Genomic DNA, 17,163 nt, shown 5'->3' on the forward strand with positions numbered 1-17,163 from the left:
TGTCGTGTTGCAAATTGTTGCCGTAGGGGGGAGTACACTTGCTTCGTGTCATGATTGTGGAAGATGAGCAACCGATTTTGGATCTAATGGAGAGACTTGTCGGGGAGCATCCATTGCTGCAAGTCGCCGGAGCGTTCACCAGTCCGATTGCCGCGCTGGATGGCCATGCGGAGCTGAAACCCGACGCCGTATTTCTTGATGTCGAGATGCCGAAAATGGGCGGCATACAGCTCGCAGAGAAGCTGAAAGCGCAAAATGAGGAGCTTCAGGTCGTATTCACAACGGCGTATCCGGATTATGCGGTAGATGCTTTCCGCGTCCATGCGGTCGATTATTTGCTGAAGCCAATCACTTCGGAGGATCTGGAGCAGGTAGCGGCAAGATTGCTGAAGCTTCACGTCATGCGTTCGGCGCTTCGCCCCGTTATCGCTGCGGATCAGGAACTGATCACGCGCTGCTTCGGCACATTTGAAACGAGGGGCTCGGACGGAAGCTTGATCAACTGGCCGACCCGCAAGACAGAAGAACTGTTTGCTTATTTGCTGGCGTATCCGAGCCGGCTTGTAGGTCAATGGCAGCTGGCCGACCTGCTCTGGCCGGATTTGGATGAAGATCGTGCGCTCCATAATGTGCACAATTCGGTTTACCGGTTGAAAAAAGCGCTGAAGGATGCCGGCGTGAGCTTGGATTTATTGTACAGCAATGACGGATACCGTCTGCAGCTACCTCCCTATTTCTCGGATTTGGAGCGTTTCCGGGACTTCATGAACCGTACGGCGGAGATCGATGAGCGGAACGCAGCGGAAGCCTCCAAGCTGCTGCGGTCTCATGCCGGTTCCTTGTTCGGCGGCAAGGATTATAGCTGGAGCGCGGGTCTGGCTGCCGAAATGGCGGCGCAGCAAGCAGGTCTTGCCCGCATGTTGACCGCCTATTATCGGCGAATCGGGGAGCGTTCGGCGGTGAAGGAGACGCTGCGCGCCTATTTGCACCATGCCCCGCTGGATGAGGAAATGACCGGCGAGCTTCTTCGCCAGTATGCCGAAGACGGGGAGGTTGGTTCTTTTCACACGCAATACGAGCAGTATGTCAGAAGGCTGGAAGCGGAACTTAACGTAGCGCCTGCGGAGGAGCTCCGTAAGTTAGCGGCAGCTTTTATATATAAAGCGGCGGATGCGTAGCAGATGATTTATCGCATAGTGGCGCAGCAGGATAAACAGAGAGCGACTCTCTGTTTTTTTGTGTTTGATTCTACGGCTCGTATTTTGGGAGCGGTTTGGGAGGACGGTTTGATATGCTGTCGTTGTCTATCAATTTTTGACGAAAAATGCGAGGAGGACGATAGGGCGGTATGAAACGATCTACAGGAACAAACAAAATATGGAAAAATGAGCGATCTTGGCTCGGGGGTGCATTTGCGGCACTCGCGCTTGGGGGAATCAATCGCTGGTTGTCCCGCTCGGGAAAGGGACTTCTGGCGCTGCTGTGCGCCATTATGGTTATCCCCTCTTTGGGTCAAGCGGCGACCGCTTCGGCACCGTCTTACGTCGTCATGTATGATGGCAATGGCAGTACGGGAGGCAATGTGCCGACTGACAGCGCTGCGTATCAACAGGGAGATAGCGTTACCGTATTGGGTAATACAGGTGATCTGACAAAACAAGGCTATGCCTTCACGAGCTGGAATACGCAAGCGGACGGCAGCGGAACAAGCTATGCCGCTGGCGCATCCATCGTAATGGGTGCGGCGAATGCGACGCTGTATGCGCAGTGGCAGGCGGAATTTGCCGGAGGGGACGGCTCGATCGGCTCCCCTTACGAAATTCAAACGGCCGAACAACTGAATCGGGTAAGGAACTATTTGGGCGCTTCTTTTAAGCTGGTAGCGGACATTGACTTAACCGGATATCTGGCAAGCGGAGGGGCTGGATATAACGGCGGCGCAGGCTGGGTGCCGATTGGAACGGTTAATACAATGTTTACCGGGACATTTGATGGGAACGGGAAGGCGATTACGGGTTTTTTCATGAATCGGCCTGCCGAAGATAATCAAGGGTTGTTTGGATATACGTCATCGAGCGCTGTCCTTCAAAATATCGGTTTGAACGGAGTGAACGTAACCGGGAATAATGGCGTCGGCGCTCTTGTCGGCAGCAATGCGGGTTCTATTGCGAATGCCTATGTTTCCGGAACGGTAACAGGCAATTTTTCAGTCGGCGGGCTGGCGGGGTACAACTACGGTTCTATCTCGGCCTCCTATGCGACAAGCGCGTTAACAGGCAACGGTCAAAATGTCGGCGGGCTTGTAGGTGAAAATTCTTCGTCCATTGCAGACTCCTATTCCGAAGGAGCGGTAACGGGCAGCAATGATATTGGCGGGCTGGCAGGCAAAAATAACGGGACTATTCAGCGTTCCCGTGCTACGGGAGCAGTAACAAGCAGCCAATACGGCGCCGGCGGGCTGGTAGGTTACAACAACGGCGGTACGGTTTCGAACTCCTTTGCCACAGGGGCAGTAAAAAGTTTAGGCATCGGCGATAATGTCGGCGGGCTGATTAGCGTGAATACCGCCGGAGGTAAAATCATTCACTCCTATGCCACGGGCAAAGTAGAGGGGAGAGATCATCTAGGCGGGCTTGTCGGGTTTAACGGCGGTTCAATTACGACATCCTTTGCTTCAGGCGATGTGCAGGGAGGCAATGAAGCCGGAGGGTTAGCAGGTTGGAATAGCGTTTCGGGCGGCATTCAATTTTCTTATGCGACAGGTGCAGCAACGGGTAAGGACCATGTCGGCGGACTTGTAGGGATCAACGAGAGTTACATAGGTGATTCCTACGCGACGGGAGCGGTAACAGGGAACGACTATGTCGGCGGTTTAGTGGGATACAATAAGTCCTCCTCAATCGAGATCACCTATGCGACAGGCGCAGTTGCTGCAAACACAACAAATGTCGGCGGACTTGTAGGTGTAAATGATTCCACCGTTAACTATTCCTACTACGATAAGGAAACAACAGGTCAATCGGATGTCAATAGAGGGGAAGGCAAATTATCAAGTGAAATGAGTCAGCAAAATACCTATGTCGGATGGAATTTCTCTTCGACATGGAGTATCGGCGGAGGAAAAAACAACGGGTATCCGTATTTGTCCAGTGTTGTGCCATTCTTTACTGTGGTCTATGACCGCAATGGGAGTTCTTCCGGCACAGTTCCTGCGAGTCATATGTATACTTCAGGAACGACAGTCACGGTGGCAGGCAACAGCGGTAATCTGTCAAAAGCTGGCTCCACATTCGCGGGCTGGAACACGCAGGCGGACGGCAGCGGAACGAGCTACGCGGCGGGAGCAACGTTCCCGATAGGTGCGGCGAATGTGACGCTGTATGCGAAATGGACAGCGAATCCGACTTACACCGTGACGTATAACGGCAACGGGAGTGCGGGCGGTACTGTGCCGATCGACAGCAATGCATATGAGCAAGGCTCGACGGTGACGGTACTCGGCAACACGGGCAATCTGGCAAAAGCGGGCTCCACATTTGCGGGCTGGAATACGCAGGCGGACGGCAGCGGAACGAGCTACGCGGCGGGAGCAACGTTCCCGATGGGTGCGGCGAACGTGACGCTGTATGCGAAGTGGACGGCGAACCCGACTTATACCGTGACGTATAACGGCAACGGGAGTGCGGGCGGAACTGTGCCAAGCGACAGCAATGCGTATGAGCAGGGAACGTCGGTAACAGTGCTTGGCAACAGCGGCAATCTGACAAAGGCTGGCTCCACGTTCGCGGGCTGGAATACGCAGGCGGACGGCAGCGGAACGAGCTACGCGGCGGGAGCAACGTTCCCGATGGGTGCGGCGAATGTGACGCTGTATGCGAAGTGGACGGCGAACCCGACTTATACCGTGACGTATAACGGCAACGGGAGTGCGGGCGGCACTGTACCAAGCGACAGCAATGCGTATGAGCAAGGAGCGCAGGTAACGGTGCAGGGTAACAGCGGCAATCTGGCAAAGGCGGGCTCCACATTCACAGGCTGGAATACGCAAGCAGACGGCAGCGGAACGAGCTACGCGGCGGGAGCAGCGTTCCCGATGGGTGCGGCGAATGTGACGCTGTATGCGAAGTGGATATCGAATCCGACGCTTACCTACACCGTAACGTATAACGGTAACGGCGCTGCATCAGGCAGCGTGCCGGTCGACAGCAATGCGTATGAGCAGGGGGTTACGGTGTCGGTATACGGCAACAGCGGCAATCTGTCAAAGGCGGGCTCCACATTCGCGGGCTGGAACACGCAGGCAGACGGCAGCGGAACGAGCTATGCGGCGGGAGCAACGTTCCCGATGGGCGCGGCGGATGTGACGCTGTATGCGAAGTGGACAACGAACCCAACGCTGACCTACACCGTAACGTATAACGGCAACGGCGCTACATCCGGCAGCGTACCGGTTGACAGCAATGCGTATGAGCAGGGGGTCACGGTGTCGGTATACGGCAACAGCGGCAATCTGTCAAAGGCGGGCTCCACATTCGCGGGCTGGAACACGCAGGCAGACGGCACCGGAACGAGCTACGCGGCGGGAGCAACATTCCCGATGGGCGCGGCGGATGTGACGCTGTATGCGAAGTGGACGGTCAACAATACGGGCGGTTCATCCGGAGGCAGCTCTTCTGGAGGCGGTTCATCCAGCGGTTCATCATCAACGTCCTCGAGTGATACAGTTATTTCGACAAACGGCAAATTAACGCTTCCAGTAGGCAAAAAAGGTGAACTTAGCTTAGGCGATGAGGTCAAGATCGTTATTCCTGCCGATGCTTTCAATAAAGAACTGCAAATAACGATCGACAAAGTGACGGACACGCAAAACCTGATTACGAGCAAAGACGTTCTGGCCAGCCCGGTATTCGAAATTTTGAAGAACGTTCCGGAGAATTTCAGTAAGCTGATTACAATGTCTTTTACTTTTAATCCGAAAAGTTTGAAAGATCATCAAAAACCTTCCGTATTTTATTATGACGAATCGAAGCAGGTTTGGGTTAATATCGGCGGTGAGGTAAACGGCAATACAATCACCGTAAACGTCAACCACTTTACAAAATTTGCGGTATTTGCAGTAGGCCAAGGGACAGACCCGGATGGAGACACGAAGCAGCCGGTCAGCTTCAAAGATATTTCGGGACACTGGGCGGAGGCAAATATCAAGCAATCCGTCAGCATGGGCTTCGTCAGCGGCTATCCGGACGGCACTTTCAATCCGAACGGACCGGTCACCCGCGCCGAGTTTACCGTGATGCTTGCGGGTACCTTGAAATTGGAAGGATCCGGCGAGGCGCCTGTATTCACGGACAACGGCCAGATTGGCTCATGGGCGAAGCAAGCGGTCGCCCGGGCAGTGAAGGCGGGCATTGTCAGCGGGTACGAGGACGGCAGCTTCCGGCCAAATGAGCGGATCACCCGCGCGGAGATGTCGGTCATGATTGCCAGAGTGCTGAAGTTCTCGCTTGACGAGAATGCAACAACCGGCTTTGCGGACGACAGAGAGATTCCGAAGTGGGCGAAAGCCACGGTGGAGCTGATTCGCAAACAGGGCATCGTTAGCGGCCGCAGCGGCAACAAGTTCGTTCCGAACGATACGGCGACGAGGGCGGAAGCGGTAGTGATGGTGCTCAGAATGTTGGAAGTTCGAGATCAACAATAATAAAATTAGGGGCCAACCTGACAAGATCTTCTCAGTCAGGTTGGCCCTTTTTCATCTATAGGCAACGTTTCTATTAAACTGGGCTCCGGAACCGGCCGGGCGGATCGCCGGGAGTCACGGACTCCGCTGAATCAGCCTTTTACTGCGCCGGCTGTAACGCCTTTTGTAATTTGCTCGTTGAACAGCGCGTAGATAATGATCGCGGGTATCGAGGTCAGCACCATGACGGCGAATTGCGAGCCGTAGTCGGACGAGTATTGGCCGGCGAAGTTCATGACGGAGAACGGCAGCGTTTTGAGCGAGTCTTTGCTCAGGAAGGTCGATGCCATAATAAATTCGTTCCAGCACGTCAGGAACGTCGTTACCGCCAAGGTGACCAGCGCGGGCATCGTCAGCGGCATGATGATCTGGAACACGATGCGGTAAATGCTGCATCCGTCCATGACGGCCGATTCCTCGATGGCTCCGGGGATGCTGCGCAAAAACCCGGATAAGATGAAGGTTCCGAGCGGAACCGAGACGGCCGTGTAAGGAAGAATCAAGCCCAGATACGAATCCGTCAGGCCCAGGCTTTTGAAAATGGCGAAATTGGGCAGCAGTGTTGCGTGAATAGGAATCATGATGCCGAGCAAAATGACGCTAAAAAAGAACGAGCGCATTTTCCATTTCATCCGGGTGAACGCATAGGCCAAAGACAAGGACAGGAACACGGTCAAAAGGATGGTGACGGCGGATACGAACACGCTGTTAAACAAATATTTCGGAAATTTGCCGTCGACCCAGGCGTTTACGTAGTTTTGCCACTGCGGGTCGCTGGGCCATTTTAAAATGCTGGAAGAGAAAAAGTCGTTGCTGCTGTTGAACGAAAAGTCGACAAGCCATATTAACGGAAACAATTGGCCGAAGGCTACGACGACGAACAGAATCCAAAGAGTTGTTCTGTATTTTTTCTTCATCACTATCACCGCCTAGTATTCTGCCGCATCGCTGCGTATCAATTTGTTGCTGATAAACGTGGCGATCAGACATACGAGAATAAAGAGAATGGATATCGCATTGGCGTATCCGTATTGGCTTGCCGCGAACGCTTTGTTGTACAGGTAGACGGCCAAAAATTGGGTCGAATCCCCCGGCCCGCCGTTCGTCGTAAGAAACACGGTTTCCATTTGCTTCAAAGCCGTAACGATCGCGAGCGTCACTTGAACGGCGATAACCGGCGACAGCAGCGGGAGCGTAATTTTCCAGTGAAGCTTCAGCCCGGACGCTCCGTCCAGATGCGCGGCTTCGTACAGCTCCTCGGGAATTCCTTTGATGCCTGCGTAATAGAACAGCAGCGCCCAGCCGAATCCCGACCAAATGAGCACGAACAGCAGCGCGCCCAGCGCCGTATGCGTGTCGCCCAGCCAAGCGTGCTTGAGTGCGCCGAGCCCGGTTATGTCCAAAATTTTATTGAGAATGCCGAAATCGGGGTCCAAAATGGACAGCCACATTCTGGAAATAACGACGACCGAAATGACGCAGGGAATGAAGAAAATCGTTCTGAACACTTTCTCGGCTCTGCCGCCGATCCGATCCAGCATAATCGCAAAAAATATGCTGATAGGGTGCTGCAGGAAAATACAGCCGAGCCCCAGAAGCAGCGCATTGAGCAGCGATTTCCAAAACCGCGGGTCGTTAAAAAGCAGGTCTTTATAGTTTTGCAGCCCGACCATGTGAATCGTCGTTCCGGGCGCCAGCGTATCGGTGAGCGAATAAAACGCGCTCAAAACGATCGGCGCAAGAAAAGTAAGTGAAAACAATAAAATGCCGGGAAACACGAACACAAAAATCGCCAGCTTATTGCCAAGCACTTTTTGCACGGCCTCTTCAACTCCTTCCGCTATATAAGGAAAGGACAGGAGACTCCGCCTGTCCTTAACTTGTTCTCTCTATATAACTGTAGATCCGTTATTTCTTTTGTTTGGAGGCTGCCGTCTGCAAATCGCCGACCAACTGCTCCGGTGTGGAAGTTCCGGCGAAAAACTTGCCGAATGCGTTTTGCACGTCATCCTTGAAAGCAGGGGTGCCGTAGTCGATGAACGATACGCCGGCCGTCGAGGTTGCGTTCACCAGGATGTCGGTCAGTTTCTTTTGCACGTCGCTTTCCTTGCCTGTAAGCGTATATTTTTGCGCCGGCACGGCTGCTCCGGTGTCCCAGGCGTTTTTCGGCCATTGGTTAGCGCTCATGAGATAGTCGAAAAATTTCTTGGCTTCGTCCGGATGCTTGGAGGAAGTCGTCAGTGCATACCCGCCGCCGTTCCAGGCCAGCAGGTCGGTCTCTTTGCCTTTGCCGCCGTCAACGACAGGGAATTTGATGACGTCCAGGTTGTTGCGGAACGATTGGGACAATTTCTCGTTGGTCGCCATGCCCGCTTCCCAGGAGCCCATGTACCACATAGCGGCTTTCTCTTGCGTGAACAGGTTTTGCGATGCGCCGTAATCGGCCGTCATGAAGGAGTCCTGGAACATCTTCACATCGCTCAGCTGTTTCATCAGCTTGGCTGCCTGAATGAGGCTGTCTTCTTTGTCAAAAGCTTTCTTTCCGTCGACGGCGTCAAGAATGATGTTTTGGTCGCCGCTAACGCGCTGTGCGATGTTTTGATACAGTTCCCCGAAGCTCCACAGGTCTTTGCCGTTGATGGACATCGGCGTAATGCCTTTTGCGCGGAAAGCTTTGGCTGCGTCGAGCAGTTCGGCGTACGTTGTCGGCACTTTCACGCCGTTGTCGGCGAACAGTTTTTTGTTGTAGTAAATGACTTCGTAGTCGCTGTTGCGCGGCAATCCGTAAATTTTACCGTCAAACGTGAACGATTTGAAAACCCCAGTAAGGAAGTTGTATTTGTCCCCTTCGTACTGCTTGGGATCGAGCTCTTTCACGAATTTGGCCTGGACGAGCGTGCTTAATTCGGCTCCGCCGTGCACCATCGTAAGGTCGATCGGCTCGTTGGAAGCCATGTACGCTTTCAGTTTATTTTTGAAAGGCTCTTCGGCGAGCGCTTCGACTTCGATTTTCACATTCGGATTTTCTTTCATGTAGCTGTCGATCGCCATTTGTTCGGCGAGTCCTTGCCCGGATTTGCGGTCAGGCAGGTTGGAGAAGAAACGAAGCGTTACGGCTTGCCCGCTTTTATTGTCGCTTGCCGTTGCGTTCGGAGAAGCTGTGCCTTGCGTGCCGCCGGATTGCGTGTTCGCTCCGCATGCGGTCAATGTGCCGATCGCGGCGATTGCTGCCGTCAGAACGGTTGTCTGAACGAATTTGCCCTTTTTAATCATGTCAGTGCCCCCTAATCCTAATTGGAAATGATCGATCTTTAATGGAATCATAACAAAGCGCCAATGCTCAGGTCAGTAGAAAAAAAGCGTCAAAGGTTTAAAATCGTCGAATGTTTTACCTCCGCTCATTGTTAAAACCGTCCTGCGGGGATACAATACTTACGAATAAAAAGCCTTATTAATCAAGAAGCAAGGCAGATGATGACGATGGGGAAACTGTATTTGAATTTGAGCATCAAGTACAAAATTTTCATTCTTTTTTACTCGCTGGTTGTAGTTATTACTCTAACGCTTGGTTATTATTCATATCAGACTTCGAGCAGGCAGATCGTAAACAAGGTGAGCGCCACGAACCTGGGAATTGTTAAGGAAGTGGACAACAGCATCACGGGGCTGCAAAAAAATATTGCCGACTGGGTCACCGTGTTCAGCCTCGCGTCGGTCGTGCAAGCCGGGCTGCAGAGCAATGTCAGCGAATCCAAAGAGCTGGAAAGCATGCTCTATTCGGGTCCGACGGCGTCGATTATGAATCAGATGCTCGTCACCAGAAATTTTGACTACCTGGCGCTGTACGGGAACAGCCCGCCGCCCTTGTATCAGGAGGCGAGCGACGACAGCAGCGGCCCCACCAGCTTGCCGACGATACAAAAGAGCGGTATTTACACGAAAACGGCGGAGCTCAACGGAGCATCCTACTGGTTTCCGCTGCGGGACGAGAAGAACGTTTTTATCCAAAATAACAGGAACGCGAAAATCGGCATGAGCCGGATTATCCGCAGCGTGGCGGACGGCAGGGCGATCGGCTTCATTTTCGTCGGAGTTAACGAAGATACGATTCGCAACAAATATTTGAAAAATTTGTACGATCAGGATCACGGCATTCTGATCCTTGATGAGCACGGCTCGCCGTTATTAACAGCCGGCAAACCGTTTTACAATACGGACGGCACCCTGCTCCCGCTCGCGAGCATTCCCAAAACGACCGAGCCCGGCTCGATGATTGAGAAAGTGAACGGAGAGGAGCTGCTCGTCTCTTACAGCGGAACGAACGAGAACGGCTGGCGGACGCTCTATGCGGTGCCGCTCGCCCTGCTGACCAAAGAGCTGAGCTCGATCAAGGTGTTCGTCGCCGTCCTGATTTTGCTCTGCCTGCTGCTGAGCATTCCTTTCATGATGCTGCTGACGTCGTTCCTGACCGCGCCGCTCCGCCAACTGCTGCTTTCGATGAAACGGTTCCAGAGCGGCCGCTTCGACGAGCGGATCGACATCAAGTACAGGGACGAGATCGGCGAGTTAAGCCGCGGCTACAACAGCATGGTCGCCAATATTAAAACGCTGGTGGACGACGTGTACGTGCTCCAGATTAAAGAAAAGGAAGCGGAGCTCAAGGCGCTTCAATCGCAGATCAATCCGCACTTTTTGTACAACATGCTGGATACGATTTTTTGGGAGGCCGAGGCTGCGGGTCAAAGCCGGATCAGCGATATGATCATCAATTTATCCCGGCTGTTCCGCTTAAGCCTGAACCGGGGCAAGAGCTTTACGAGCGTCAGGAAAGAAAAAGAACTGATCGGGCTGTATTTGTCTTTGCAAAAAATGCGGTTTAAAGATTTGCTGCATTATGAGGTCGATATTCCGGAAGAGCTTGACCGGTATGTCATTTTGAAGCTGATTTTGCAGCCGTTTATCGAGAACGCTCTTGTTCACGGGATCGAGCGGAAGCGGGGCGGTGGCATTTTGCGCGTCTCGGGCGTTTTGGAAGGCGATGCGCTGCGTTTTGTCATCGAAGACAACGGGCCGGGCATGGATGAGGATACGATTCGGAGCCTATTGGAGCCCAGGCAGGCAAGCGATGTGTATACCGGCCAGGAAACGGGCGGCTACGCGATCCAGAATGTGAACGAACGGCTCAGGCATTATTACAAAGACGGCTATCGTTTGAACTATAACAGCGAACCCGGGCAAGGGACGAGGGTGGAAATCGCGATCCCTGCCGTAATCGACGTTCAGGAGGAGTAAAGAAGATGATCAACCTGATGATCGTTGACGATGAAGAAAGAGCCCGCACCGGCATCCGCACGCTCATTGACTGGACGAAGCACGGCGTCGCGATTGCGGCCGAAGCGAGAGACGGGGCCGAGGCGCTGGAGCGGCTGGCGGAACATCATGTCGACATCCTGCTCACGGACATACGGATGCCGGAAATGGACGGGCTGACGCTGATTGAAAAGGTGGCAGCCCAATACCCGCATATCAAAAGCGTCATTATGAGCGGATATGACGAATTCGCCTACGCCAAAAAAGCGCTGGCGATCGGGGCCAGCGATTATCTTTTGAAGCCGAGCAGGAGGCAGGAAATTTTGGACACGGTGCTCAAGCTGAAAGGCGAGATCGAAGAGGAGCAGAGGCAGACTCAAACGCTGGAGCACTTGAAAACGAGCTTCCGCGAAAGCTTGCCGCTGTTGACGGAGAAGACGCTCGCCCAGCTTGCGCTTGCGGATCACGCGCCTTATGAGCGGCTGCTGGACAATTTGCGGATCAACGGCCTCGAGTTCCCGCATCTGTTTTTCGGCGTTGCCGTCCTGCAGATCGATAACATCCATCTGCTGCGGCGCCAGTATGGGAACGCGGACACCGAACTGTTCAAATACGGCTTGAAAAACATCGCCGAAGAAACGTTTTCCACGGTATTCCTGTGCGCCGCTTTCGAACATCACGATAATATCGCCGTCATTTTCAACACGGAAGAATGGATCGGCACGGAGGGGCTGCTCACGCATGTGGAAAAGATGCAGGGCAACATCCGCAAGTACCTCAAATTTTCCGTCTCGGCCGGCATCGGCAGCTTTGATAAGGGCATCGGCCATCTGCGGATTTCTTACCAGGAAGCGGTCAAGGCTTTGGACTTGAAATATGTGATCGGCACGGAAAAGATCGTCGATTACAAGGAAACGGTGGAGGCGGACCCGGATTCCACATCTTATCCGCTGCCGCAAGAGCGGACGATTCTTCGTGCCGTTGCGGCCGGCGACCGCGAAGCCATTCTGGTCAGCCTGAAAGAGTTTAACGAAGCGCTGAAGCCGGAAAGCACCTCCAAAGAGCACGTGCAAAAATCGACCTTGGCGCTGGTCTTCGCGTTATTCCGGTTTTGCATCGAGAAAAACATCGACACCGACGAGGTGTTCGGTCAAAATCTGGTCGAGCTGACGCACATCGTCGAGCATTCGAGCATGGATTACATCATGCAGGCGCTTTCGGAGGCGCTGCTGCGGGTCAGCGAGCAAGTCAGCGCGAAAAAGAACAGCAACAAAATGTTTCAAGCGGCGCTCGATTACATCCGGCTTAACTACCGCAAGGACATCAGCCGCGAAACCGTCGCGCGGGAAGTGTTCATCACGCCGGGCTATTTAAGCCTTCTGTTCAAGCAGGAGCTCAAGACGAGCTTTCTCGATTATTTGCACAAAATCCGTATCGATCAGGCATGCGTACTGCTGCACAACCGCGGCATGAAAATAAGCGATATCGCCCACGATGTCGGCTACAATGACGAGAAATATTTTTTTCAGGTGTTTAAAAAATACGTCGGGATGACGCCCAGCCAGTACCGGAACAATCTGGAAGGCTGAGCGGATTGTAACGAACCGCCCGCCGCCCTGGCGGCCCAGCGGCACGCGCGCCCCCGCCGCTTAGCGGCAGCGCCCGCCCCCCGCTCGCCTAGCGTCGTGCGGGATTGTCGTGCAGGGGGCTGTTCGCTTTGCGGTACTGCAGGGGGCTCATGCCGGTCCAGCGCTTGAACTGCCTGCTGAAGTGGGACAGATGCGAATAGCCCAGCATTGCGGCGATTTCACTCAGCGACAGGTCGGGCTGCTGGATCAGCACTTTGGCTTCATGCAGCTTGAGCTCCGACAAGTACTGCCGCGGAGACATGCCGAACACTTTGCGGAATACTTCCAGCCCGTAACCGGGACTGATCCCGAGCATTGAAACGATATCCTCGATGCGGAACGCTTTGTCAGCCGCTTCTTCGCTAAACGGCTTATGCGAATTGATCGTCGCCTTGATCGCTTCCGCGATCGCCTTGGCGTACTGCACGGACGCGGGAGGGATGGTCTCGCGGCTCTCCTCCGCCGGAAGGACGAGCTGGGCGAGCGTTCCGAACAGCTCGAACAGCGTCGATTGCAGCCGGAAGCGGTCGGCGGTCGTATATTCGCGCTGCTGCTGCACCATTTCGACCCAACGGTCGAGCACGTTGCGCAGCTTGCCGTTTTCCTCGGCCGAGGAAGGGTACAGGATCCTGGAGTTTTTGATCATCTCCTGGCGGAAGAGCGGATCGTCCACATTGAAATGAGCCGTAAAATACGTCATTCCTTCTTCCGAAACGCAGCGGTTTACATGCTTGAACCCCGGCGGGATCAAAATAATATCGCCTGCTTCAAGCAGGTAGCGGTTATTCCCGATGACCGTCTCCTGGCATCCCTCAAGAATGAGATTGATTTCGAAGCCAATGTGGGAATCCTTCGGCACTTCCCAGTTTTTTTGCACCTTTTGCAGGTGGGCCCCGAAAAATTTGACGTTCCAATCGATCACGGGCAGCCAGCGGGCATTGTGAAGCCAGTTCAAAACGTATTTTTGCTGATCCATATCGGCTCACCTTGGTTTTGGGTAAATTTAACCTTGTTTGGACAATCTGCTGTTGTGCTACTCTCAATCTATAATAAACAATAAGCAGGATCAAGTTCTCAGAAACGGAGATGGAGGATACTATGGAAAACGCTAACATTCGCTGGGTTTCGAGCACGAAACAGGCTCTTTGGACAGACAAGCCCGCCCCTGGCGCGGCCGCAGGCGACGCGAATCTCACCATAACAGGCGACACATTTCAAGAAGTGGAAGGCTTCGGCGGTTGTTTTAACGAGCTTGGCTTTGCCGCTTTAAGCCATTTGCCGGACGAAGAAAGAGCCCGCGTCATGCATGCGCTGTTTCATCCGGAGGGAGAGCACAGATTCAGCATCTGCCGTCTGCCGATCGGCGCCAGCGATTATGCGCTGGAGTGGTACAGCTTGAACGAAACGGACGGGGACCTCGAAATGAAGCATTTTTCCATCGAGCGGGACCGTCAATATTTGATTCCTTACATCAAGGAAGCTTTGACTTACAATCCGGATTTGAAATTTTTCGCCTCTCCCTGGAGTCCGCCGACCTGGATGAAATTCCCGCGAGCGTACAACTACGGAACTTTGCGCTGGGAAAAAGAAATACTCGAAGCTTACGCGCTGTATTTCGTCAAGTTTGTGGAAGCTTACCGCAGCGAAGGCATCACGATTCATCAGATTCATGTGCAAAATGAAGTGGTTGCCGATCAGAAGTTCCCATCCTGCCTGTGGACGGGCGAACAGCTGCGCGATTTCATCCGCGATTATTTGGGGCCGGCTTTCGAGAAGCACCGGATCGATGCGGAAATTTGGCTCGGGACGATCAATGCGCCGGAACCTTGGCAGGAATGGCTGAAGAAAACGACATCAGACTTCAATGCCTACGCGTTTACCGTGCTGAGCGATCCGGAAGCGTACAAGTATGTCAAAGGCGTCGGCTACCAATGGGCGGGCAAATACGGCATTCAGCGAACCGTGCAAAGCTACCCGGAGCTGCGCTACATGCAGACGGAAAACGAATGCGGCGACGGCACGAATACGTGGGACTACGCTAAATACGTATACAATTTGTATCAGCATTATTTTACAAACGGCGTGAACGCTTATATTTACTGGAACATGGTTTTGGAGCCGAAAGGGCGCAGCACGTGGGGCTGGGAGCAAAACTCGATGATTACGGTCGATCCGGCGGCCCGCCAGGCCACGATGAACCCGGAATATTATGTGATGAAACATTTCTCGCACTTTGTTTCGCCGGGCTCCGTACGCCTCGGCTTACAAGGCCCGTGGACGGGAAATGCGCTTGCTTTTGCAAGACCGGATGGGGACAAAGTGGTCGTGATCGCCAATCCGTTCGCGGAAACGAGAGTTGTGCGGCTATCGGATGGCGCGCAAGTGCGCGATTTTGCGCTGGAGCCCGAGTCGTTCAATACGATTGTATTCGCCAAATAAGCTAATAACGACCGATTAACCGGAGGTGCTTGTCATGAACGAATTATTATACGGCGCAGCGTATTACATTGAATATTTGCCTTACGACAGATTGGATCAGGACATTCGGATGATGAAGGAAGCCGGCATCACTCTGGTGAGGATCGCCGAGTCAACTTGGAGCACGCACGAGCCGCAGAACGGAGTGTTCGAGTTCGCGCATGTCGACAGAGTGCTGGACGCGATGCACGAAGCCGGTATCAAAGTTATCGTGGGAACTCCCACGTATGCGGTTCCGACCTGGATGGTCAAGGAGCATCCGGACATTTTGGCGGAAACGGTCAAAGGTCCGGGACGCTACGGGGCCCGGCAAATTATGGACATTACCAATCCGAAATATTTGTTTTACTCGGAAAGAATCATCCGCAAGCTGATCGGGCGCGTCTGCGGCCACCCTGCCGTTATCGGCTATCAGGTCGACAATGAGACGAAGCATTACCATACGGCCGGCCCGAACGTCCAGTTCATGTTCGTGAAATACATGAAGGACAAGTTCCAGACAATTGAACGCCTCAACCATGAATTCGGGCTCGATTACTGGAGCAACCGCATCAACGGCTGGGAAGACTTCCCGTCCGTCGTGGGCACGATCAACGGCAGTCTGGGGGCGGAATTCGCCCGGTTCCAGCGGAAGCTTGTGACCGATTTTCTGGCGTGGCAGACGGCGATCGTGAACGAGTACAAGCGTCCGGGGCAGTTTGTAACGCATAACTTCGATTTCGCATGGAGAGGCTATTCGTTCGGCGTCCAGCCGGATGTGGATCATTTTGCCGCGTCCGCAGCTTTGGATATCGCGGGGGTGGACATTTACCATCCTTCCCAGGACAATCTGACCGGAGCCGAAATTTCGTTCGGCGGGGATGTGACCCGTTCCCTGAAAGCGGCGAACTACCTGGTGCTGGAGACGCAGGCGCAAGCTTTTCCGGACTGGACTCCTTATCCCGGACAATTGCGGCTGCAGGCGTTCAGCCATCTCGCTTCCGGGGCGAACATGGTCTCGTACTGGCATTGGCATTCCATCCACAACTCTTTCGAGACGTACTGGAAAGGTTTGCTAAGCCATGATTTTGCGCCGAATCCCGTTTATAATGAGGCTAAGACGATCGGCCGCGATTTCGCCCGATTGTCATCGCAGCTCGTGAATCTGCGGAAGACGAACCGGGCGGCGCTGCTCGTCAGCAACGAAGCGCTGACGGCGATCGAATGGTTCCCGCTGCCCGGCCGCCAGGTCAACTACAACGATGTCGTAAGACTGATGTACGATGCGCTTTATAAAATGAATATCGGCTGCGATATCGTCCATCCGGGCAGCGCCAATTTGGCGGACTACGACTTGCTGCTCGTGCCTGCTCTGTACGCGGCGTCCGATGAGCTGCTCGAACGTCTGAACGCTTTTGTCCGGAACGGCGGCCATATCGTGTATACGTTCAAAAGCGGGTTTGCCGACGAGCACATCAAAGTCCGCAGCACGGTTCAACCGGGCGTGATCGTCGAAGCTTGCGGCATCGGCTACAGCATGTTCGTCGAGCCGAAGTCGGTCGCGTTCAAAGGCGATCCGTTCGAAGTCGGAGCGGACGACAACCGCGTGGAGACGTGGATGGAACTGCTGACTCCGACGACGGCGGAGGTGCTGGCCTCCTACGACCATCCGCATTGGGGAGCGTACGCGGCGATTACCAGGAACGCGTACGGAAAAGGAACGGCAACCTACATCGGTTGTCTGCCAAGCGCCGCCGTCATGAGCAAAGTGCTCGAGTCCGCGGCGAAAGAATCCGGCCTTTGGGGCGCCGACCAAGCTGTTCGTTTCCCGCTGATCGTGAAATCCGGCGTGAACGGCCAGGGCCGAACCGTCCGCTATTATTTCAACTACTCCGACAGCGCCGAATCGTTGGATTACCCGCATGCGGACGGGACGGAGCTGCTGAGCGGCGAGTCCGTGAAGCGGGGACAGGCGCTGCAGCTTGAGCGCTGGGGATTTGCGATTATCGAGGAAACGGAAGCATAATC

General features: G+C 54.0%; 10 protein-coding genes. 6 read left to right on the forward strand and 4 right to left on the reverse strand.

Annotated features, from left to right (window positions below; all coding sequences use genetic code 11):
- The first annotated feature begins 38 nt into the window (after positions 1–38).
- On the forward strand, positions 39–1,178 hold the full coding sequence (locus tag AC0LWT_RS19505) for a response regulator (protein WP_474682925.1): 1,140 nt from the start codon (positions 39–41) through the stop codon (positions 1,176–1,178).
- A 170-nt stretch (positions 1,179–1,348) separates the two neighbouring features.
- Positions 1,349–5,701 carry an InlB B-repeat-containing protein gene (locus AC0LWT_RS19510; protein WP_474682926.1) on the forward strand — a complete coding sequence of 1,451 codons (4,353 nt, stop codon included), beginning with the start codon at positions 1,349–1,351 and terminating at the stop codon, positions 5,699–5,701.
- A gap of 131 nt (positions 5,702–5,832) precedes the next feature.
- On the opposite strand, the gene AC0LWT_RS19515 is transcribed toward AC0LWT_RS19510, so the two are convergent.
- The 3 genes from AC0LWT_RS19515 to AC0LWT_RS19525 all read right to left on the reverse strand — a co-directional run bounded on the left by AC0LWT_RS19515 (position 5,833) and on the right by AC0LWT_RS19525 (position 9,013).
- Complete coding sequence (locus AC0LWT_RS19515; protein WP_474682927.1) at positions 5,833–6,657, reverse strand: carbohydrate ABC transporter permease; 825 nt, start codon at positions 6,655–6,657, stop codon at positions 5,833–5,835.
- Between the two features lie 12 nt (positions 6,658–6,669).
- Complete coding sequence (locus AC0LWT_RS19520) at positions 6,670–7,560, reverse strand: carbohydrate ABC transporter permease (protein WP_474682928.1); 891 nt, start codon at positions 7,558–7,560, stop codon at positions 6,670–6,672.
- 88 nt (positions 7,561–7,648) lie between these two features.
- Positions 7,649–9,013 (reverse strand): ABC transporter substrate-binding protein, encoded by a 1,365-nt coding sequence (locus tag AC0LWT_RS19525; protein ID WP_474682929.1) that lies wholly within the window; start codon positions 9,011–9,013, stop codon positions 7,649–7,651.
- Positions 9,014–9,211: 198 nt separating this feature from the next.
- Here AC0LWT_RS19525 and AC0LWT_RS19530 point away from each other — a divergent pair, with 198 nt between their 5' ends.
- Together AC0LWT_RS19530 and AC0LWT_RS19535 are read left to right on the forward strand one after the other, a co-directional pair.
- Positions 9,212–11,032: a sensor histidine kinase gene (locus AC0LWT_RS19530; RefSeq protein ID WP_474682930.1), complete on the forward strand. Its 1,821-nt coding sequence runs from the start codon at positions 9,212–9,214 to the stop codon at positions 11,030–11,032.
- Positions 11,033–11,037: 5 nt separating this feature from the next.
- Positions 11,038–12,639, forward strand: a complete 1,602-nt coding sequence (locus AC0LWT_RS19535; RefSeq protein WP_474682931.1) for a response regulator — start codon at positions 11,038–11,040, stop codon at positions 12,637–12,639.
- Between the two features lie 88 nt (positions 12,640–12,727).
- Here the strand turns inward: AC0LWT_RS19535 and AC0LWT_RS19540 are convergent, their stop codons facing one another.
- A complete protein-coding gene (locus AC0LWT_RS19540; RefSeq protein ID WP_474682932.1) occupies positions 12,728–13,654 on the reverse strand; it encodes a helix-turn-helix domain-containing protein in 927 nt (308 codons plus the stop codon).
- A gap of 122 nt (positions 13,655–13,776) precedes the next feature.
- Between AC0LWT_RS19540 and AC0LWT_RS19545 the strand changes: the two genes are divergently transcribed.
- On the forward strand, positions 13,777–15,117 hold the full coding sequence (locus AC0LWT_RS19545) for a glycoside hydrolase family 30 protein (RefSeq protein WP_474682933.1): 1,341 nt from the start codon (positions 13,777–13,779) through the stop codon (positions 15,115–15,117).
- 34 nt (positions 15,118–15,151) lie between these two features.
- Positions 15,152–17,161, forward strand: a complete 2,010-nt coding sequence (locus AC0LWT_RS19550) for a beta-galactosidase (RefSeq protein ID WP_474682934.1) — start codon at positions 15,152–15,154, stop codon at positions 17,159–17,161.
- Positions 17,162–17,163 lie beyond the last annotated feature (2 nt).

The sequence above is a fragment of the Paenibacillus sp. sgz302164 genome (assembly GCF_056120505.1).

What these genes read in the sequence shown, in the direction of transcription:
- AC0LWT_RS19540 (WP_474682932.1), bottom strand. Translation starts at nt 13,654, where the DNA reads ATGGATCAGCAAAAATACGTTTTGAACTGGCTTCACAATGCCCGCTGG.
- AC0LWT_RS19550 (WP_474682934.1), top strand. Translation starts at nt 15,152, where the DNA reads ATGAACGAATTATTATACGGCGCAGCGTATTACATTGAATATTTGCCT.
- AC0LWT_RS19525 (WP_474682929.1), bottom strand. Translation starts at nt 9,013, where the DNA reads ATGATTAAAAAGGGCAAATTCGTTCAGACAACCGTTCTGACGGCAGCA.
- AC0LWT_RS19535 (WP_474682931.1), top strand. Translation starts at nt 11,038, where the DNA reads ATGATCAACCTGATGATCGTTGACGATGAAGAAAGAGCCCGCACCGGC.
- AC0LWT_RS19545 (WP_474682933.1), top strand. Translation starts at nt 13,777, where the DNA reads ATGGAAAACGCTAACATTCGCTGGGTTTCGAGCACGAAACAGGCTCTT.
- AC0LWT_RS19510 (WP_474682926.1), top strand. Translation starts at nt 1,349, where the DNA reads ATGAAACGATCTACAGGAACAAACAAAATATGGAAAAATGAGCGATCT.
- AC0LWT_RS19515 (WP_474682927.1), bottom strand. Translation starts at nt 6,657, where the DNA reads ATGAAGAAAAAATACAGAACAACTCTTTGGATTCTGTTCGTCGTCGTA.
- AC0LWT_RS19530 (WP_474682930.1), top strand. Translation starts at nt 9,212, where the DNA reads ATGATGACGATGGGGAAACTGTATTTGAATTTGAGCATCAAGTACAAA.